We start from the raw sequence: 19,712 nt of genomic DNA, 5'->3' as shown, positions 1-19,712 counted from the left end.
CGGGGTCGTCGGCGGTGTCGCTGCGCTGACAGGCGTCGGTGAGGGCGGGACCTTCGGCGCGACGCCGGACCCCATGGTCCACGTCACGGGACGCGGTCGCCGGGCAGCGGCTGGTCGAGGGTCTTGCGCCACGCGTCGACGCCCACGAGGTCGGGCAGCGCCGCACGGTACTCGGCCGCGAGCCGCGGCCAATCCCGCAGCAGCCGCTGGTGCACGAGCGTCGCACGGCGGGTCGCGGCGATGACGTGGCGGCGGTCGCGGCGGTGCCACGAGGCGCCGGTGCCGTCGGTCGTGGACACCAGCGCGGAGTCCAGGCCGGACAGCGTCCACCAGCCCGCGTCGGCCGAGGAGACCTCGCGGTCGGGCGCCAGCCGCGCCGACTCGGGCACCGGCGTGAGCTGGCGGGCGACCCCGCGAGCCGCCGCCACGAGGCGACCGACCCGGTCCCGGGGCTGCTCGGCGCGCTGGTCCCGCTTGCGGGGTCGCCCGGGCCGGACGGGCGCGAGCTGGTCGGGGTCGGTGGCGACGCGCGCGTCCTCGAAGCGCGCGCGGCGTGCCCGCACCTCACCCAGCTTGGTGGGCAGCTGCTCGTGGAGCGCGGCGGGCCCGGCCAGGACGTCGAGCAGCGCCTGCTCGCGCAGGTCAGCGGCCGAGTACTGCATGGCGACGAGGTGCTTGAGCTGGATGGCGAGGCTCTCGCGCACCATCCGGCCGCCGTGCTCGAACGGCGAGTGGAGCAGGGCGGTGACGAAGCGGTTGCGGGCGTGGAAGTAGGCCTGCCAGTCGACGGAGTCGTCCTTGTCCGTCCACGGCACGTGCCACACGGCCGCACCGGGCAGCGACACGGTTGGGTACCCGGCCTCGCGGGCGCGCAGCCCGAACTCGGCGTCGTCCCACTTGATGAAGACGGGCAGCGAGAGCCCCACGTCGCGCAGGACCGCAGTGGGTACGAGGCACATCCACCAGCCGTTGTAGTCGGCAGCGGACCGCCGGTGCAGCCACGGCGTCGAGCGCAGGTTGGAGGTCGACAGGTCGTGGTCGTGGCGCGTGGCGGCGGCCGGGCTCCACCGGAACTGCCACGGCAGCACCCGCTCGGCCCACGCGTGCAGCACCGAGCGCTCGTACATCGAGAACATGTGGCCGCCGACGACGGTGGGCGTACGCGCGTGGTCGGCGAACGCGACGGCGCGCGCGATCCCCTCGGGCTCGCAGACGACGTCATCGTCGAGCAGGAGGACGTGGTCGCTCACCCCGACGTCCAAGGTCTCCATCATGGCGCGGGCGAAGCCACCCGAGCCGCCGAGGTTGGCCTGCTCGAGAACCCTCAACCTGGGGCCGAGAGCCGTTGCAGCCGTGGGGAACCCGCTGTCCGCTCGGACGGCCTTGGTCCCCTGGTCCACCACGACGACCTCGTCCACGACCTCGCGCAGCTCCTCCGCACCGCCGAGCTGCGCGAGCAGCGCCGTGCAGTAGACGGGGCGGTTGAACGTCGTGATGCCGACCGTCACGGTGCCCTGCCGGGCGGGCTGTGCCCCCGCCACCGCCTCCCCCGCCAGCCACTCGGCCCGGTCGAGGACCAGCTCGCCCGGCCCCGCCACGAGGTCGAACCAGTACCAGCCACCGTCGGCGAACGTGTCGAGCGGGAGCGGCACCAGCTCCTCGGCAGAGCTGTCGAGGTGCCGCGAGGTGACCCGTGCCGTGGTGCCGCGGGCGGACGAGCGGTAGACGACCAGCGTGCCGGGACCGGTGGTGCGCACTCGGAGCCGGATGGAGGCCAGCGACGTCCACCGGCGCCAGTAGCCGGCCGGGAAGGCGTTGAAGTACGTCGCGAAGGACACCCGCTCGCCGTGGCCGATCCGGTAGGAGCGTCGGCCCAGCACCTGGTCGGGGTTCTGGTCGTAGGGCACCGGCAGCACCGTCGTCCCCTCCTCGACGGCGACCGGCACCTGCTGGCCGTCGACATAGAGGGGCAGGACGTCGAGGTCGCCGTCGGTCGGGAACACGACCCGTGCCAGCACCCGTTCGGAGCCGTTCACGACGCCACCCCCGCCCCCGTGCGGACGGGGTGCGCCGCGGGCCGGCCGTGGACGACGGACGCGAGGTCGTCGACCAGGCGCAGCGCCGAGGCGATCGCCATGTGCATGTCGAGGTACTGGTAGGTCCCCAGCCGTCCGCCGAAGACCACACCCAGGTCGCGCTCCCCGGCGACCTGCTCGCGGTAGGCCAGCAGGCGACGGCGGTCCTCGGGGGTGTTCACCGGGTAGTACGGCTCGTCCCCGGGTCCGGCGGCACGGGACCGCTCGCGCACCACCACGGTCCGGTCGGTCCGGTAGTCGCGCTCGGGGTGGAAGTGCCGGAACTCCAGGATGCGCGTGAAGTCGACGTCCGCGTCGGCGTAGTTGACCACCGGCGCACCCTGGAAGTCACCGACCGGCAGCACCTCGCGCTCGAAGTCGAGGGTGCGCCAGCCGAGGGCGCCGTGGACGTCGTCGAAGTAGCGGTCGACCGGCCCGGTGTAGACGACCGGCACCTGGCCGCGCACCGCGTCCCGGGACAGGCCGTGGTCCCCGGCGAGGAAGTCGACCCCGAGGTGCACGGAGATGCGCGGGTGGTCGGCCATCCGGGTCAGCCACGCGGCGTACCCGTCCACCGGCAGGCCCTCGTAGCGGTCGTTGAAGTAGCGGTTGTCGTAGGTGTAGCGGACCGGAAGCCGGCTGATGACCTCCGCCGGGAGCTCCCTGGGGTCGGTCTGCCACTGCTTGGCGGTGTAGTCGCGGATGAACGCCTCGTAGAGCGGCCGCCCGATGAGCGAGATCGCCTTCTCCTCGAGGTTGCGGGGCTCGCCCGTCACCTCGGCGGCCTGCTGTGCCACGAGCTCGCGCGCGGCCCGGGGGCCGAGGTTGGCGCTGAAGAACTGGTTGAGCGTGCCGAGGTTGATCGGCAGCGGGTAGACCTCGCCGTGGTGCACGGTCCAGACCCGGTGCTGGTAGGCCGTGAACCCGGTGAAGCGGTTGACGTACTCCCAGACCCGTTCGTTGGAGGTGTGGAAGAGGTGGGCGCCGTAGCGGTGCACCTCGATCCCCGTGTCGGGGTCGGTGTCGCTCCAGGCATTGCCGCCGAGGTGGTCGCGGCGGTCGAGGACCGCGACGTCGAGCCCGCGCTCAGCCGCCTGCTCGGCGACCGTCAGGCCGAACAGGCCGGACCCGACGACGACCAGGTCCGCCTTCATGCGAGCTCCCGCCGCGTGCGCGTCGGCGTGCCGGGCTCGGGCGCGAGCGCCCGCGACTCCCGCCCGACGGTCTCGGCGACATCGGCGACTTCCGTGGTGAACCTGTTGCGGTACAACGACTTCCGCAACCCCACGGGTATGACGCGGTAGCCGCCCCGGACGGCGATGTTGCGTGTCATCTCCTTGCGCGAGGTGAAGCCCTCGGACCGCAGCCGGCGCTGCAGCCCCAGTTCGGACCGCAGCAGGCGCAGCCCGCCGCGACGCTGGTACGACCCGGCGTCCACGCGGTAGAGCACCAAAGGCTCGGGCAGGTTGGCCACCACCGAGCCCGCCTCGATCATCCGTGTGAAGAGCCAGTAGTCCTCGAGCAGCGGCAGCTCGCGGTAACCGCCGGCCTGCAGCACCGCGGAACGGCGGTAGACCACGGTGGGGTGGTTGAACGGGCTGCGCAGCCGGGCTTCGGCCGCGATCCGCGCCGGGTCGGTCGGCGGCACCCGCAACAGGCCACCGAGGGGCGTCGCGTCACCGAACTCGCGCATCCCCGCGCCGACGAGGTCGACACCGGCCTCGACGAGCGGCAGCTGCACGGCGAAGCGGTGGGGCAGGCTGATGTCGTCGGCGTCCATCCGCGCGACCACCTCGTGGGAGCAGGCCGACAGGCCGCACTGCAGCGCCTGGGCCAGCCCGACGTTGTGCTTCAGCCGCAGGCGGCGCACCGGCACCGGGCTGGCCGACTCGAGGCGCTCCAGGGCCGAGGCCAGCTCGGGCCCCACGTGGCCGTCCTGGACGACGACCACCTCCGAGGGCCGGCGCACCTGCTCGTGGACGGTGCTCTCGAACGCCCTCGCGAGGTGGTCGGCGCGATCGCCGCGGTAGACGGGCAGCAGCAGGGAGAAGGGAGTGGTCACGCCGGCGACGCTAGGCAGCGAGCGCGACGGCCCGGTGAACTCGCCGTGACCACGAGGCGGAGCGTGCACCAAGGCGCGGTGGCTCACCCCACGGCAACCGCAGGCCCGAGGTCGCCACGGTCACCGCACCGGCACCCGGCGTTCACCTGCACGGCGCCTGCCGTGCGCCCGCTGGGTGCCCGGCGCTCCTAGCGTCGGCGACGTGAGAGCCCACCGACCCCGCGTCGTGTGCGTCGTCGTCACGTGCGACCGCGTCGCACTGCTGACCCGGTGCCTGGAGGCGGTGGCGTCGCAACGGCACCGCCCGGACCACCTCGTCGTGGTCGACAACGGCACGGAGCCCGGGGTCGCCGAGGCCCTGGCCACCACCCTCGCGGGCACCGGACTCCCCCACACCCTGCTGCCGTCCGAGACCAACCTCGGCGGAGCCGGTGGCTACGCGTACGGCATCCTCGCGGCCCGTGCGCTCGGGGCCGACTGGGTGTGGCTGGCCGACGACGACGGTCGACCCGGCTCCCCGTGGACCCTCGGCCGGCTCCTGACCTGCGCGGCCGACCACGCCCTCGACGTCGTGTCACCGCTCGTGGTCGACGAGGAGGACCCGGGGCGGCTCGCCTTCCCGCTGCGACGGGGGCTGACGTGGGTGCGCCGTCGCGAGCAGCTCGGCACCGACGTGCTCGTGCCCGATGTCGCCAACCTCTTCAACGGCGCACTGTTCTCCGCGCACGCGCTCGACGTCGTCGGCGTCCCGGACCCCCGCCTGTTCGTCCGGGGCGACGAGGTGGAGATCCACCGACGGTTGCGGCGCAGCCGTCTTCGCTTCGGGACGTGCAGCCCGGCCACCTACCTGCACCCGGCGGGCCACGACGACTGGGCGCCCCTCGCAGGGGGCCGCCTCACGGTCCTGGTGCCCAGGGATCTCACCCGTCGCGAGCGCACGTTCCGCAACCTCGGCTACCTCACCGCCCAGCCGGGGCTGCGGTGGCGACGCTGGCCTGACGAGGCGCGATACGCGTGGTACTTCCTCCTCCAGCGCCACGACGCCCAGGGCTGGCGGCAGTGGCGTCGGCTAAGCCGACAGGGTCGGCGGGAGGACTTCGGGCCACCGCCCCGGGCGCCCCACCGAAGGCCTGCCACGGCCGCCTGAGGGACTTTGCGGCAGGTTGCCATTGCGTGACGGTCCCGGTGCGGGTGGTTCCGCAGGGGACCCCAACCGGTAGGTTTCCGGACATGACGGAGCCACTCGTCGTCCTCAAGGACGTCAACAAGCACTTCGGCGACCTGCACGTCCTGCGCGACATCAACCTGTCGATCGGTGCCGGCGAGGTCGTCGTGGTCATCGGTCCCTCGGGGTCCGGCAAGTCCACGCTCTGCCGCACCATCAACCGGCTGGAGACCTTCGAGTCCGGGTCGATCACCATCGACGGCAAGACCCTCCCCGAGGAGGGAAAGGAGCTCGCGCAGCTGCGAGCCGACGTCGGCATGGTGTTCCAGTCGTTCAACCTGTTCGCCCACAAGACGGTCCTTGACAACGTGACGCTCGGCCCGATCAAGGCGCGCAAGGTGCCCAAGGCCGAGGCCGAGAAGCGGGCGATGGAGCTGCTCGAGCGGGTGGGCGTCGCCCACCAGGCGCAGAAGCTCCCCGCGCAGCTCTCGGGCGGGCAGCAGCAGCGGGTGGCCATCGCCCGCTCGCTGGCCATGGACCCCAAGGTCATGCTCTTCGACGAGCCCACCTCGGCCCTCGACCCGGAGATGATCAACGAGGTCCTCGACGTCATGGTCGCCCTGGCGAAGGAGGGCATGACCATGGTCGTCGTCACCCACGAGATGGGTTTCGCCCGCAAGGCCGCCAACCGCGTCGTCTTCATGGCCGACGGCCAGATCGTCGAGGAGCAGTCGCCCGAGGCGTTCTTCACCGCTCCCCGGTCCGACCGCGCCAAGGACTTCCTCGGCAAGATCCTCTCCCACTGACCAGCTCGGCCTGATCGACCGCGTCGCACCAGCGTCGCGACCACACCCAGGAGGAAATCAATGAAGGTTCGTCAGTATGGTGCGATCGCCGCCGCATCGGCGCTCGCACTCAGCCTGGCCGCGTGCGGGGACAGCGCGTCCAACGGTGGCAGCGGCGGCGGGGGCGGTGACTTCAAGATCGGCATCAAGTTCGACCAGCCCGGTCTCGGACTCAAGGAGGGCTCGTCCTACACCGGGCTCGACGTCGACGTCGCGACCTACGTGGCCAAGGAGCTCGGCCACGACGCCAAGGACATCCAGTGGGTCCAGGCCCCCTCGGCGCAGCGCGAGACGCTGATCTCCACCGGCCAGGTGAAGATGGTCGTCGCCACCTACTCCATCACCGACGAGCGCAAGCAGAAGGTCTCCTTCGCGGGCCCCTACTTCATCGCCGGCCAGGACCTGCTCGTCCGCAACGACGAGACCACCATCACCGGCCCCGAGACCCTCACCGGGAAGCGGCTCTGCTCGGTCAAGGGCTCGACCTCCGCCCAGAAGGTCAAGGACAAGTACCCGGGCGTGCAGCTCCAGGAGTTCGGCACCTACTCCGAGTGCGTCGCCGCGCTCGTGTCCAAGGGCGTCGACGCCCTCACGACCGACAACACGATCCTCGCCGGCTACGCCGCGCAGGACCAGTACAAGGGCAAGCTCAAGGTCGTCGGCAAGACGTTCTCCGAGGAGCGCTACGGCATCGGCCTCAAGAAGGGCGACAAGGCCACCTGCGAGAAGGTCAACACGGCGATCGCCAAGATGATCAGCTCCGGCGAGTGGCAGAAGGCCGTCGACAAGAACCTCGGCCCTGCCGGCTTCAAGGTCGACAGCGCGACCAACCCGCCGAAGCAGGACGCCTGCTCCTGACGGCCTGAGGGCCGGGTACGCCGCCTGCCTCCCCCACGCGCGGGGAGGTGAGCCGGCGGCGTACCCGGCGCTCCACCCCCTCCTGCCCCCACCCTGCGACGGAAGGTTCCTCCATGGGCGACATCCTGGGCAGCTACGACGTGCTCGGCGCGTTCTGGCTGACGATCCGGCTGGCCTTCTTCGGGGCGCTCGGCGCCCTGGTCCTCGGGACCGTGGTCGCCGTCATGCGCGTCTCCCCCGTGGCCGTGCTGCGCTTGCTGGGCACCAGCTACGTCAACGTCTTCCGCAACGTCCCGCTGACCCTGATGATGGTGCTCAGCGTCCTCGGCGTCACCTACATCATGGGCCTGCCGCTGTCGCAGGACGTGGAGCAGAACGCCATCCGCTGGGCGATCGTGGTGCTGTCGGTCTACCACGCGGCGTTCGTCTGCGAGGCCCTGCGCTCCGGCGTCAACACCGTCCCCGCCGGCCAGGCCGAGGCGGCTCGCGCCGTGGGTCTGACGTTCGGCCAGAGCATGGTCAACGTGATCCTGCCGCAGGCCTTCCGCGGCTCCATCGCGCCGCTGGGCTCGGTGCTCATCGCCCTCATCAAGAACACCACCGTGGCGGCGGTCATCGGCACCGCCGACGCGGCCGGCCTCATGCAGGAGGTCATCGAGAACGAGACGGGGTCGTTCTCGGTCTTCGCCGTGTTCGCGCTCGGGTTCGTCATCCTCACGCTGCCGCTCGGCCTGCTGTTCACCAGCCTGTCGCGACGCCTGGCGGTGAAGCGATGAGCGCCTCCGTCCTCTTCGACGCCCCCGGCCCGCGGGCCCGCCGCCGGCACGCCGTCCTCGCCGCCCTCGGCGTCGTCGCCGCCGTCGGCGTCCTCGTGCTCGTCGTGATGAAGATGAAGGAGGCCAACCAGCTCGGGGCCGACCTGTGGAAGCCCTTCGTCACCGACCGGGCGGTGTGGCGCGACTACCTGCTGCCGGGCCTGCTCGGGACGTTCAAGGCCGCGGCGATCTCGATCGTGCTGGCCGGGGTCTTCGGCGTGCTGTTCGGGGTGGGACGCCTGTCCTCGATCACGCCGCTGCGCTGGTTCTGCGGGGTCGTCGTGGAGTTCTTCCGCGCCGTACCCGTCCTGCTCATGATGATCTTCGCCTACTTCGGGCTCTACGCCCGCGGCACGTTCTTCTCCGCGGAGACCGCACCGCTGGCCGCGGTCGTGACCGGCCTGACGCTCTACAACGGCTCGGTCATCGCCGAGCTCGTGCGCTCCGGCGTCTTCTCCCTGCCCAAGGGGCAGTCCGAGGCGGGCCTGTCGGTGGGGCTCTCCGAGTCGCAGGTGATGCGCTCCATCCAGCTCCCCCAGGCGCTCACCGCGATGCTGCCGGCCCTGATCGGCCAGTTCGTCGTCGTCCTCAAGGACTCGGCGCTCGGATACCAGGTGACCTACCTCGAGCTCCTCAACTGGAGCAAGACGCTCGGCTCGGCCTTCGCCAACACCGTGCCTGCCTACCTCGTGGCGGCAGTGCTCTTCATCGTCGTCAACTACGCCCTGACGGTGCTCGCCTCCCGCGTCCAGCGCCGGCTGTCGAGGCGGGGTCGCGCCGTCGTCGGTGGCGGTGGCCCGGTCACGGGCACCGCGGCGGAGAAGTCCACCCTCGGTGGCGACGGCGTCGTCACCACGGACGCCTCCGGCACCTGACGGGGCGCCTCCACCCCTCACCACGACGAAGGCCCGGGTCCGAGGACCCGGGCCTTCGTGGTGCGCTCCCCCGGTTGGACTCGAACCAACAACCTGCCGATTAACAGTCGGCTGCTCTGCCAATTGAGCTACAGGGGAATGTGCCTCGGCGTGACCCGCCGTTGGCGCTGCGCAACCATAGCAAACGATCCGGGCTGATCCGAAAACGGGACCCGCGGGTCGGCAGGGGGGCCGTCAGGCCAGTCCGACCTGCTCGCGCAGGTAGTCCAGCGCCTCCTGCGCGGCGAGCGCCAGGTCCGGGTCGTCCGCCCGGACGCCGCGCCCCAGGACGACCTGCTCGACGAGCTCACCGGTCGCGAGGTCCTGCCTGATGACGGCGCGGGCGGAGCGGCGTGGCCCCAGCTCGATCCGCTGCGCCAGCACGACGCTGGCCTGCACGCGCTCGCGCAGGGTCTCCGGCAGCAGGGAGGTGTCGCCGAGCGCCCACTGCGCCGGCCGCGACCCGTCGACCCACGTGACGGTGAGCTGCTGCAGCTCGGCGGACCACGACCCGGCGTCCACCTCGTGCCACGGTCGGGCCACGACGCGCGTGCCTGCCGCGTCGACGGCATACAAGCCGTGCGTGGTGGCCACCACCGTCGTGCCGGTGGGCTGGCCACCGGCCTCCTCCGTCGCGAAGGTCAGGATCCGCTCGCGGGGGGCGAGCCCGAGCGCGCCCTTCACCGCGTCGGGCAGCCTGGCGCCGCGTCGGCGCAGCGAGAGCGCCATCAGCTCGCCCGGTCGCGCAGGCGGGCCAGCTCGCGCTGCAGGTCCTGCAGCTCGCCGCTGAGGGTGCGGGCTCGTGCGGGGTCGGTATGGGGGTCAGCGGCCATGCGCCGCATCGCGGACATGGCGTCACCGATCTTGCGGGTCAACGAGACCTCCTGGACGCGCACGAGGAGCGCGTCGACGTAGCGGCGCTCGGGCAGCCCGGTCGCCTTGTCGAAACGGGTGGGCAGCGGCGCCACCGCCAGCTCGGAGACGAGCCCGCGCACCGAGAGCGGCGCGGCCTCGGCGACCGTGTCGGCCCAAGCCTGTGTGGACAGCCCGCGACGGGGGCCTCCCGCGGCACGGATGCCGTCGAAGACCGCCCGGTGGGCCGGGGCGGTGAACGCCTCCGCGTCGAGGCTGTCGATGTCGGCGGGCTCGAAGCTGTCGGGGTACTGCAGCAGCGTCTGGAGCAGCTGGCGCTCGGCGAACACGACGGGGTCGCGCAGGTCGGGCGGCGGCAGGGAGGCCCGGACCTCCTCGAACGAGGGCTCCGGCACCATGTCGGCGTCCACGCGCTGGCGCGGACCGCTGCCCGGGCCGGCCTCGCCCTCGGCCTTGGCGTCGCGGGCGGCCAGGCGCTGCGCCCGGGACACCTCTGCCTGGACCTGCTCGACCTCGACCCCGATCCACCCGGCCACGGTGCGGATGTACTCGGGGCGCATCGAGCTGTCACGGATGCTGTTGACGATGGGGGCGGCCGCCCGCATGCCCTGGACCCGCCCCTCGGCCGTGGACAGGTCGAACCGGGCGATGGTGGTGCGCACCGCGAACTCGAACATCGGCACGGCGTCGTCGACGAGGTGGCGCACCGCGTCGTCGCCCTTGGCGATCCGCAGCTCGCAGGGGTCCATGCCGCCGTCGGCCACGGCCACGAACGACTGGGAGGCCCAGCGCTGGTCCTCCCCGAAGGCCCTCATCGCGGCCTTCTGCCCGGCAGCGTCACCGTCGAAGGTGAAGACGACCCGGGCGGGCGCGAGGTCGGCCTCGTCGCGCATGATGCGGCGCAGGACCTTGATGTGGTCGACGCCGAAGGCGGTGCCACAGGTGGCCACGGCGCCCTCGATGCCCGCGAGGTGGCAGGCCATCACGTCCGTGTAGCCCTCCACGACGACGGCCTTGCGCTCGGTGGCGATCGACTTCTTCGCGGCGTCGAGGCCGTACAGGACCGTGGACTTCTTGTAGATGGGTGTCTCGGAGGTGTTGAGGTACTTGGCGGCGATCCGGTCGTCGTCGAACAGGCGCCGTGCGCCGAAGCCGACCGTGTCACCGGTGATGTCGTGGATCGGCCAGACGAGCCGTCCGCGGAACCGGTCGTAGAGCCCCCGGCTCCCCCGACCGGACAGGCCACCGATCGTCAGCTCGTCGTCGGTGAAGCCCTTGGACCGCAGGTGCCGGGAGAGCTCCTCGCCCCCGCGCGGGGCGAACCCCACCCCGAAGCGCCTGGCCGCGTCGCTGTCGAACCCGCGCTCCCGCAGGAAGTCACGCCCGGTACGCGCCTCCGGGGAGTTGAGCAGCGCGTGGTGGTAGAACTCCTGGGCCACCCGGTGGGCCTCGAGCAGCCGCGAGCGCCGGCCGAGGGTCTCCCCGTCGCGCGGCCGTCCGCCCTCCTCGTAGTGCAGCTCCATCCCGAGCTTCTGGGCCAGCCGCTCGACGGACTCGCTGAACGTCAGGTGCTCGACCTTCTGCACGAACGAGATGACGTCGCCGCCCTCACCGCAGCCGAAGCAGTGCCACGCCCCGACGTTGGGCCGGATGTTGAAGGAGGGCGTCTTCTCGTCGTGGAAGGGGCACAGCCCCTTCATCGAACCCGGGCCCGCGGGTCGCAGCGTCACGTGCTCGCGCACGACGTCCTCGATCGACGACCGCTCCTTGACGAGCGCGACGTCCTCGGCCTTGATCCGACCCGCCACTGGCCCTCCTTGTCGCGGCCGAGTCTAGGTGGTCGGCGACGGGCCCCGCGGCGCTCCCCCACAGATCCCGTCGCGCCCGCTCCCGGGACCAAGTGCCCCACCGGTGGTGTCCGGCCGGCCGGACACTGCGGTCATGACCGGTGAGGGCCGTCGTGTCGCCCGGGCCGTCGAGGCGGTCGCGGCCGTGACGGCGGCCGTCGGCCTGCTCGCCCTCGGCCTGCCCCGGATCGCCCACGCGACGTGGACCCAGATCGGCGCCGTGCTCGGCTCGGTCCCGGTGCCCTGGTTCGTCCTGCTCGCGGCGGTGTGGCTGGCGGGCCTGTGGCTGCACACCATCGTGCTGGTGGCCGCACTCCCGGGCCTCAGCCACCGGCGCGCCTTCTTCCTCAACATCACGGGCAGCAGCGTGTCGAACGTCGTGCCCCTCGGCGGCGCGCTCGGCACGGTCGTCAACTGGTGGTCCTGCCGCCGCTGGGGGTTCACCACGACCGCCTTCGTCCGCTGGGCCCTCGTGACGAACATCTGGGACGTGCTCGGGCGCCTCGTGGTACCTGCGGTGGCCCTCGGGTGGTTCGGCCTCGAAGGGCGCGGTGAGGGCGACCTGCTCCTGAGCGCCGGCCTCGGGTCGGTGGCCGCACTCCTCGCGGCAGCCGCGCTCACCGCGTTCCTGCTCCGCACCGACGTGGGGGCGCGGCGGCTCGGCGCGGCCGCCGACCGCCTCCAGGTCCGGCTGCACCGCACGGCGGGAGGCCAGGAGGCCCGCGCCGTGGAGATGCGGGGCGCCATCATCGAGCTCGTCCGCCACGCGTGGCCCCGGCTCACCGCGGGCAAGCTGCTCTACGCCGCCGCCCAGGCCTGCCTGCTGTGGCTCTGCCTCGCGGCAGTCGGCACCCCGCCGGCCGCGTCGGTGGTCTTCGCGGCGTTCGCGGTCGAACGGGTCCTGTCGCTCGCCGTGATCACGCCGGGAGCGACCGGGTTCGTGGAGATCGGGATGACCGCCTACCTCGTGCGCATGGGAGCCGACCCGGCGACCGCGGCGGCGGGCGTACTGCTCTACCGGTTCTTCGTCATCGGCATGGAGGTGCCGGTCGGTGGCGCGCTGTTGCTCGCCTGGACGATGCGCCAGACGGTGCTCCGCGGGGTACGGGGCGGGACCGGCGGGCGGGCGGCCCGTGCCCCGATTTCGACAGGATCGGACGCGAGAGTAAGGTAAGCCTTGCCTTCTCAACGGCGAGGATGCGACGCGAGCGACCACCGACCACGGTGCCAGACGCCCGCCCTCCCCCGAAGCCCACCCCCTGTCGACCTCCAGGAGTGCCCGCCCGTGATGCCCCGACGCACCGTCCTCATCGCCCTGGCGACGACCGCCGCCCTCGGCCTCGCCGGCTGTGGCGGCGGGACCCTCGAGGCCGGCAAGAACCTCGACCCGGACAAGCTCACGATCTACAGCGCGCAGCACGAGAACCTCACCGAGGCCTGGGCCAAGAAGTTCCAGGAGGAGAGCGGCATCAAGGTCCAGATCCGCTACGGCAGCGACTCCTCGATGGGCTCGCAGATCGTGCAGGAGGGCAGCAAGTCCCCCGCCGACGTGTTCCTCACCGAGAACTCGCCCGCCATGACCACGGTGCAGCGCGCCGGCCTCCTCGCCCCCGTCGACGCCTCGACGATCGCCCAGGTGGGCTCCGGCTACGCACCCTCGTCGAAGGACTGGGTCGGCATCGCCGCCCGCTCGACCGTGCTCGTCTACAACCCCAGCAAGATCTCCCAGGCCGAGCTGCCGAAGTCGATCATGGACCTGCAGGACCCGAAGTGGGCCGGCAAGTGGGGTGCGGCCGCCGGCGGCGCCGACTTCCAGGCCATCGTCAGCGCGATCCTCGCGACCCAGGGCGAGGCGAAGACGGCCGCGTGGCTCAAGGGCCTCAAGGACGGCGCGAAGGTCTACCAGAACAACATCGCCGTGATGAAGGCCGTCAACGCCGGGCAGGTCCCCGTCGGGATCATGTACCACTACTACTGGTACCGCGACCAGGCGCTGACCAAGGCCGGCAGCGCCAACACCAAGCTGCTCTACTTCCGCAACCAGGACCCCGGCGCGTTCGTGAGCATCTCCGGCGGCGCGGTGCTCAAGTCGAGCAAGCACGCGGCCAACGCCCAGAAGTTCCTCGCCTTCATCACCGGCAAGGAGGGGCAGACCATGCTGGCCACCAGCGACGCCAAGGAGTACGCCGTCGGCAACGGCGTCGCCTCCGACAAGGCCCTCGAGCCGCTGGACTCGCTCCAGGCACCGAAGGTCGACCCCTATACCCTCAACGGCCCCAAGGTCATCGAGCTCATGACCGCCGCGGGCATCCTCTAGGTGGCACGCCACCGGCGCGGGCCCTCCGCGCCCCCGGCAGTCGTCACGGCCAGCCTGGCCGTGGCGGCGCTGTGCGTGCTGCCGCTGCTGGTCGTCTTCTCGACCGCGTTCGACACCGGCCTCGGCCAGGCGTGGTCGCTGTTGTGGCGCCCCCGTGTCGGTGAGCTGCTGCGCAACACCGCCTCCCTCGTGGTCGTCACGGTCGCCCTGACGACCGTGCTGGGCATCGGGACTGCCTGGCTCGTCGAGCGCACCTCGCTGCCCGGCGCGAAGTACTGGCGCGTGCTCATGGTCGCGCCGCTGGCCGTCCCAGCGTTCGTCAACAGCTACGCGTGGGTCACCGTGCGCCCCGACCTCGAGGGGCTGCGCGGAGCGGTGCTGGTCACGACGCTGTCGTACTTCCCGTTCGTCTTCCTGCCGGTGGCGGCCGTGCTGCGCGGGCTCGACCAGGCCATGGAGGACTCCTCGCGCTCGCTCGGGCAGGGCCCGTGGCGCACCTTCTTCCGGGCCGTCCTGCCCCAGCTCCGGCCGGCCATGCTCGGCGGCATGCTGCTCGTGTCGTTGCACCTGCTCTCGGAGTTCGGCGTCCTCGCGATGCTGCGCTTCCCCACCTTCACGACCGCGATCCTCGAGCAGTTCCAGGTCGCCTTCAGCAACAGCGCGGGCAGCGTGCTGGCCCTCGTGCTGATCGCCCTGTGTCTGGGGCTGCTCACCGTCGAGGCGCTGCTGCGCGGCACGGTGCGCCTCGCCCGCTTCGGCCGCGGCGCCTCCCGCCGCGCCCTGCCCGCCCGCCTGGGCCGGTGGACCGTGCCGGCACTGCTGGCCCTGGTCGCGCTGAGCGCGCTGTCGCTCGGGGTGCCGCTGGGCAGCCTCGTCTACTGGCTGCTCGCCGGGTCCGCGCAGGTCGACCCGGCCGAGGTCGCCACCACCCTCGGCAGCACCCTGGGCCTCGGTCTGGGCGCCGGTGTCGTCACCGTCGTCGCGGCCTTCCCGATCGCCTGGCTCATCGCGCGCCGCCGCAGCTGGCTGTCGGTCCTCGTCGAGCGCGCGACCTACGTCGCCTCGTCGCTACCCGGTGTCGTCATCGCCCTGGCCCTGGTCACCCTGTCGGTGAAGTACGCCAACGCGGTCTACCAGACGAGCGTCGTCCTCGTCGCGGCGTACGCGATCCTGTTCATCCCCCGCGCCATGGTGAGCATCCGCGCCGCCATGGCCCACGCGCCGGAGGAGCTCACCGACGCGGCCCGCGCCCTCGGCGACAGCCCCTGGCGCGCCTTCACCCGCGTCCTGCTGCCGCTGACGCTGCCGGGCACGCTCGCCGGCTTCGCCATGGTGTTCATCGCCGTCTCCACCGAGCTGACCGCCACCCTGCTGCTCGCACCGACGGGCACCAGGACACTGGCCACGGCGTTCTGGAGCGCGAGTGAGAGCATCGACTACGCGGGCGCGGCACCGTACGCCGCCGCGATGGTCCTCGTGTCCGCCCCGCTCACCTACCTGCTGCTGCGACGACCCGAAGAGGAGCCTGCGCTGTGACCACCCTGCGTGTCGCCGGGGTCGACGCGTCCTACGGACCGCGCCCCGTCCTGCACGGCATCGACCTCGTGGTGCCCTCCGGGACGACGACTGCCATCCTCGGCCCGTCGGGGTGTGGCAAGACGACGCTGCTGCGGGTCGTGGCCGGCTTCCAGACCCCCGACGCCGGCACCGTGCAGCTCGACGAGCGCACGGTCGTCGGCCCGGACACGTGGGTGCCCCCGGAGCGCCGCGGCATCGGCTACGTGCCGCAGGAGGGCAACCTGTTCCCCCACCTGTCCGTGGGCGCCAACGTGTCCTACGGGCTGCCCCGCGCCGCGCGCCGGGCCGGCACCCGTGTGGGCGAGCTGCTCGAGCTGGTGGGCCTGTCCCCCGACCTCGCCAAGCGCCGCCCCGACCAGCTGAGCGGTGGCCAGCAGCAGCGCGTCGCGCTGGCCCGTGCGCTCGCCCGTCGCCCCAGCGTGGTGCTGCTCGACGAGCCGTTCTCCTCCCTCGACGCCGGGCTGCGCGCCTCGACCCGGCAGGCGGTCGCCGACGCGCTGGCCCACGAAGGGGTCACCGTCGTCCTCGTCACGCACGACCAGTCCGAGGCCCTCTCGTTCGCCGACGAGGTCGCGATCATGCACGAGGGCCGGTTCGCCCAGGTGGGCGCCCCGACCGAGGTCTACGCGACGCCTGCCGACCGGCACGCCGCGGCCTTCCTCGGCGACGCGGTGTTCCTCCGCGGCCGCGCCGAGGGCACGTCCGTGGCCACCGCGCTGGGACTGCTCAAGGTGCACCAGCCCGCGCCGGCCGGGACGGTCGACGTCCTGCTGCGCCCCGAGCAGATCCAGCTCGGCAGCGTCGCCCCCGGACACCCCTGCGCCGAGGTGCTGTCCACGACCTACTTCGGCCACGACGCCCTGGTCGCGCTGCGGCTGCAGGGCGACCACACCGTCGTCACGGCCCGCATCCACGGCACCGACGTCCCCTCCACCGGGTCGATCGTCGGCCTCAGCGTGGTCGGCGAGGCGCGCGCCTTCAGCCCCGCCTGACCGCTCGGTTCAGCACCAGCGCTCGTGCAGCGCGAGGGCCCGCACGTCGCTGAGCGAGGCGACCTGGTCGACGACGACGCGCAGCGCCTCGGCGTCGGACGTCGCCGCCTTCCAGTCCGCGAGCAGGTCCGGGTCGAGCCGTCCCGGTGGGTCGGCCTGGTAGGCCTCGACGAGCGAGCGCACCACCTGCCGCTGGCCGGCCATCACGGTGACGCGCTCCTGCGCGTGCATGACGAAGTGCGCTGCGACCGCCTTGAGCACCGCGCACTCCGCCCGGGTGTCGTCCGGGACGACCAGGTCCGCCTCGTAGCGGGTGAGGGACCCCGGGCCGTGGCGCTCGCGCGTGGCCACCTCGACGGCGAGGACGAACCGGCCGATGAGCCGGGAGGTCATGTCCTTGAGCGCGGCGCGGTCGCCGCGGCTCCCGTCGTACGCCGTGGGGACGGCGCCGCTCGCGAGCACCCGCTCGAGGGCGGCGCCGAGCGCGTCCGAGCCGAGGTCGGCGGCGTACAGGCCGGTGGCCACGGCGACCACGCTGTCGACGTCGGTGGCGTCGCGCAGCCGCCGCACGTCGAGGCGTCCGGAGGCGATGGCGTCCTCCACGTCGTGGACCGAGTAGGCCACGTCGTCCGACCAGTCCATGACGTCGGCCTCGATGCACCGGCTCGCCGGGTCGCGGCCCGCGCGGTACCACTCGAAGACCGGCAGGTCGTCGGCGTAGACCCCGAACTTCGCCGTGCCGCCCACCTCGACCGGCGACGCTCCCCGCGTCCACGGGTACTTCGTCGTCGCGTCGAGGCTGGCCCGGGTGAGGTTGAGGCCGGCCGGGCGGCCGTCGGGGTGGGTCCGCTTGGGCTCCAGGCGGGTGAGCAGGCGCAGCGTCTGCGCGTTGCCCTCGAAACCGCCGATGTCGGCGGCGACGGCGTCGAGCGCCTGCTCGCCGTTGTGCCCGAACGGTGGGTGGCCGAGGTCGTGCGCCAGGCAGGCGGTGTCGACGACGTCGGCACTGCACCCCAGGGCCGCGCCGAACTCCCGTCCGATCTGCGCCACCTCCAGCGAGTGGGTCAGTCGGTTGCGGACGAAGTCGTCGTCACTGGGCTGCACCACCTGCGTCTTCGCCGACAGCCGACGCAGCGAGGCAGAGTGCACCAGCCTGGCGCGGTCGCGCGCGAAGTCGTCGCGGTCGGCCCGCTTGAGCACCGGGTCCTCGCGGACCCAGCGCTCACGGTCGGCCTCGGTGTATCCCACGCAGGGAACTCTAGGCGTCGCCGCCGCCCGGTCCGACCCGGCGCGCCTCCCGGGCCGCCGTGGCCCCTCGTTCGACCCAGCGGGGCTGCTCGCCGTAGCGCTGGGGCGGGATCAGCCGGCCGTGGGCGCTGTCGTCGACGAGCTGGGCCATGCGCCGGTCGCGGGTGCCCTCCTGCTTCGCCGTGAGCACCCAGCTGACGGCGACCCTGCGGTAGGAGGGCGTCGCCACCTCCCAGAAGGCCGCGGCGGCCGGGTCGGCGGCGAGCTGCGCGGCGTACTCCGGCGGGAGGTCCTGCGGCGCGGTCTCGTAGGTGTAGGTGCCGGACCGCTCGGGCCTGCGGCGCTCGTAGGCGGCCAGACCGGGAGGCTGCATGCGCCCCTCGGTGATGAGCCGCTCGACCGTCGCGATGTTGATCGTGCTCCAGTTGCTCGACGGCTTGCGCGGGGTCCACCGCTGCCGGACGGCGTCGTCGTCGACGCGCTGGGCGACCGAGTCGATCCAGCCCCAGCACAGCGCCTCCACGACCGCTGCCTCCCACGTCAGGCCGCGGTCGGGGACGTGCTTCTTGTACAGCCCCATCCAGAGCTCGGTGGCGGAGTCGTGGTGGGCGGCGAGCCACGCCGCGAACTCCTCAGGCCCGGAGAAGAACGTCGCCGGCCGCTCCGGGGTCCCGCCCGGTGTCCCGATCATGGGGGAAGCCTGCCACGGGGGTGTGACGGCCCGGGAGGTCCGGCACGGGCACGGCACGACCCCGGCGCCGGTCCGCGACCACCTGGTGGACCAGGGCGGCGGCCACGACCCCGAGCGCCCAGACGACGTGCCAGCCGTTCGCGGCCAGCAGGAGCAGGACGCTGGCGTGGGCGACCACCGCCACCCACCAGGCCCGCGACGAGCGCGGCAGCAGCCGGACGGCGGCCGCGGTGCCCAGGACGTAGACGACCGTGAAGCAGCCGGTGGCCAGCAGCATCAGCGGGGTGAGCCCGAGGTGCAGCACCTCCGACACGGCGAGCCAGAGCAGGGACTGGCCGGCGACCAGGGCCAGGCTGCGCCGCGGCACCTGGCCTGCGCCTGCCCCGGCGGCGAGCCACGCGGGCAGCGCCCCGTCCCGAGCCAGGGCCGCCCCCAGGCGCGAGCCCCCCGCGTAGTAGGCGTTCATCGCACCGATCGTGAGCAGCACCGCGGTCACGGCCGTGACGACCCGGACCTGGCCGCCCACCCCCGCCGCGAGCAGGTCCGACAGCGGAGCCGCGCTTCCACCGGTCGCCGGGCCGAGCACGAGCAGGGTCGTGGCGGCCAGGGCGAGGTAGAGGGTGCCGACGACGGCCAGGGCGACGGCGGTCGCCCGGGGGACGTCGCGCCGGGGCCGCCGGTAGTCCCCTGCGAGCGAGGCCACGGCCTCCCACCCGGCGAACCCCCAGACGAGGACCGCCGCGGCCGGGACCACCGCGGACCAGCCGTGCGGCGCGAACGGCGACAGGTGGTGCAGGTCGGCGTGCGGCAGGGCCGCCACGACCGTGACGACCATGAGCACGGCAAGCACCCCCGTGAGGCCGAGCTGGACCCGCCCCGACAGGCGCAGCCCGGCGGCGTTGAGCAGCCCGACCCCGACGATCAGCGCCGCCGCGACGGCGACCGCCACCCCACGACCGGACCCCGTGGCGTCGGCGACGTAGCCGCCCGCCATGAGCGACGCCGGTGGGGCACCGACCGGCACGGCGAAGTAGAAGCACCACCCGACGGCGGCGGACACCTTCGACCCGAACGCCCGACGCACGTAGGTCGAGACCCCACCGCTGTCCGGGAAGCGGGCCCCCATCGCCGCGAACGTCGACGCCAGCGGGATGCTCAGCAGCACCAGCGCCAGCCACGCGACGAGGGACGCGGGCCCGGCGACACCCGCGGCGATCGCCGGGAGGGTGATGACGCCGGTGCCCAGGACCGCGCCGACCGACAACGCCGTGCCCTGGGGGACCGACAGCCCCGAGTCGCGGCCGTTACGGGCTGCGGAGGGCGCGGGGGCCGGCATGGAGGCGGAGGCGGAGGCGGGCGCGGGGGTGGACATGGTGCGATCCTCCGTCCGGATTGGACCTGCGTACAGAGCCACTACTGGTCGAACCGATTG

General features: G+C 72.8%; 17 protein-coding genes and 1 tRNA gene. 9 read left to right on the top strand and 9 right to left on the bottom strand.

What is annotated here, in order from left to right; genetic code table 11:
• Positions 1-83: 83 nt before the first annotated feature.
• The 3 genes from ABEA42_RS18385 to ABEA42_RS18375 are packed head-to-tail and all read right to left on the bottom strand — an operon-like array spanning position 84 to position 4,137.
• On the bottom strand, positions 84-2,036 hold the full coding sequence (locus ABEA42_RS18385) for a glycosyltransferase (protein ID WP_345505334.1): 1,953 nt from the start codon (positions 2,034-2,036) through the stop codon (positions 84-86).
• Entirely contained in the window at positions 2,033-3,229 is a 1,197-nt protein-coding gene (glf, locus tag ABEA42_RS18380; RefSeq protein ID WP_345505333.1) for a UDP-galactopyranose mutase, read from the bottom strand. Before glf ends, ABEA42_RS18385 begins: the two co-directional genes overlap by 4 nt.
• Positions 3,226-4,137 (bottom strand): glycosyltransferase, encoded by a 912-nt coding sequence (locus ABEA42_RS18375; RefSeq protein ID WP_345505332.1) that lies wholly within the window; start codon positions 4,135-4,137, stop codon positions 3,226-3,228. The genes glf and ABEA42_RS18375 overlap by 4 nt, the downstream gene beginning before the upstream one ends.
• A gap of 202 nt (positions 4,138-4,339) precedes the next feature.
• On the opposite strand from ABEA42_RS18375, the gene glfT1 reads away from it, so the two are divergent.
• The 5 genes from glfT1 (at position 4,340) to ABEA42_RS18350 (ending at position 8,695) form a co-directional block, all read left to right on the top strand.
• Positions 4,340-5,284 carry a galactofuranosyltransferase GlfT1 gene (gene glfT1, locus ABEA42_RS18370; RefSeq protein WP_345505331.1) on the top strand — a complete coding sequence of 315 codons (945 nt, stop codon included), beginning with the start codon at positions 4,340-4,342 and terminating at the stop codon, positions 5,282-5,284.
• An 83-nt stretch (positions 5,285-5,367) separates the two neighbouring features.
• Positions 5,368-6,108, top strand: coding sequence for an amino acid ABC transporter ATP-binding protein (locus ABEA42_RS18365; RefSeq protein WP_345505330.1), 741 nt, complete (start codon positions 5,368-5,370; stop codon positions 6,106-6,108).
• A 60-nt stretch (positions 6,109-6,168) separates the two neighbouring features.
• Entirely contained in the window at positions 6,169-7,005 is an 837-nt protein-coding gene (locus ABEA42_RS18360; protein ID WP_345505329.1) for a glutamate ABC transporter substrate-binding protein, read from the top strand.
• A 113-nt stretch (positions 7,006-7,118) separates the two neighbouring features.
• A complete protein-coding gene (locus tag ABEA42_RS18355) occupies positions 7,119-7,781 on the top strand; it encodes an amino acid ABC transporter permease (RefSeq protein ID WP_345505328.1) in 663 nt (220 codons plus the stop codon).
• Positions 7,778-8,695: an amino acid ABC transporter permease gene (locus ABEA42_RS18350; RefSeq protein ID WP_345505327.1), complete on the top strand. Its 918-nt coding sequence runs from the start codon at positions 7,778-7,780 to the stop codon at positions 8,693-8,695. The genes ABEA42_RS18355 and ABEA42_RS18350 overlap by 4 nt, the downstream gene beginning before the upstream one ends.
• 65 nt (positions 8,696-8,760) lie before the next feature.
• Here ABEA42_RS18350 and ABEA42_RS18345 read toward each other — a convergent pair.
• The 3 genes from ABEA42_RS18345 to dnaG form a co-directional block, all read right to left on the bottom strand.
• Positions 8,761-8,833 (bottom strand) — tRNA-Asn (locus tag ABEA42_RS18345).
• 96 nt (positions 8,834-8,929) lie between these two features.
• A complete protein-coding gene (locus ABEA42_RS18340; RefSeq protein ID WP_345505326.1) occupies positions 8,930-9,463 on the bottom strand; it encodes a hypothetical protein in 534 nt (177 codons plus the stop codon).
• Complete coding sequence (dnaG, locus tag ABEA42_RS18335) at positions 9,463-11,415, bottom strand: DNA primase (RefSeq protein ID WP_345505325.1); 1,953 nt, start codon at positions 11,413-11,415, stop codon at positions 9,463-9,465. Before dnaG ends, ABEA42_RS18340 begins: the two co-directional genes overlap by 1 nt.
• 133 nt (positions 11,416-11,548) lie before the next feature.
• Between dnaG and ABEA42_RS18330 the strand changes: the two genes are divergently transcribed.
• The 4 genes from ABEA42_RS18330 to ABEA42_RS18315 all read left to right on the top strand — a co-directional run bounded on the left by ABEA42_RS18330 (position 11,549) and on the right by ABEA42_RS18315 (position 16,341).
• The gene (locus tag ABEA42_RS18330) at positions 11,549-12,628 is read left to right on the top strand and encodes a lysylphosphatidylglycerol synthase domain-containing protein (protein ID WP_345505324.1); all 1,080 of its coding nucleotides are present in this window, start codon (positions 11,549-11,551) and stop codon (positions 12,626-12,628) included.
• A gap of 114 nt (positions 12,629-12,742) precedes the next feature.
• Positions 12,743-13,771: an iron ABC transporter substrate-binding protein gene (locus ABEA42_RS18325; RefSeq protein WP_345505323.1), complete on the top strand. Its 1,029-nt coding sequence runs from the start codon at positions 12,743-12,745 to the stop codon at positions 13,769-13,771.
• Positions 13,772-15,307 carry an ABC transporter permease gene (locus ABEA42_RS18320; protein WP_345505322.1) on the top strand — a complete coding sequence of 512 codons (1,536 nt, stop codon included), beginning with the start codon at positions 13,772-13,774 and terminating at the stop codon, positions 15,305-15,307. It abuts the gene before it with no gap.
• Positions 15,304-16,341 (top strand): ABC transporter ATP-binding protein, encoded by a 1,038-nt coding sequence (locus tag ABEA42_RS18315; RefSeq protein WP_345505321.1) that lies wholly within the window; start codon positions 15,304-15,306, stop codon positions 16,339-16,341. Before ABEA42_RS18320 ends, ABEA42_RS18315 begins: the two co-directional genes overlap by 4 nt.
• 9 nt (positions 16,342-16,350) lie before the next feature.
• Here the strand turns inward: ABEA42_RS18315 and ABEA42_RS18310 are convergent, their stop codons facing one another.
• Genes ABEA42_RS18310 through ABEA42_RS18300 form a run of 3 tightly spaced genes read right to left on the bottom strand, consistent with a single transcriptional unit; the run spans position 16,351 to position 19,652 of the window.
• A complete protein-coding gene (locus ABEA42_RS18310) occupies positions 16,351-17,589 on the bottom strand; it encodes a deoxyguanosinetriphosphate triphosphohydrolase (RefSeq protein WP_345505320.1) in 1,239 nt (412 codons plus the stop codon).
• Positions 17,590-17,599: 10 nt separating this feature from the next.
• On the bottom strand, positions 17,600-18,280 hold the full coding sequence (locus tag ABEA42_RS18305; RefSeq protein ID WP_345505319.1) for a YdeI/OmpD-associated family protein: 681 nt from the start codon (positions 18,278-18,280) through the stop codon (positions 17,600-17,602).
• A complete protein-coding gene (locus ABEA42_RS18300; RefSeq protein WP_345505318.1) occupies positions 18,222-19,652 on the bottom strand; it encodes an APC family permease in 1,431 nt (476 codons plus the stop codon). Before ABEA42_RS18300 ends, ABEA42_RS18305 begins: the two co-directional genes overlap by 59 nt.
• Positions 19,653-19,712: the final 60 nt, after the last annotated feature.

The organism is Pedococcus ginsenosidimutans (genome assembly GCF_039544395.1).
Taxonomy (GTDB): domain Bacteria; phylum Actinomycetota; class Actinomycetes; order Actinomycetales; family Dermatophilaceae; genus Pedococcus; species Pedococcus ginsenosidimutans.
This window is presented reverse-complemented; position numbering and strand designations above follow the sequence as displayed.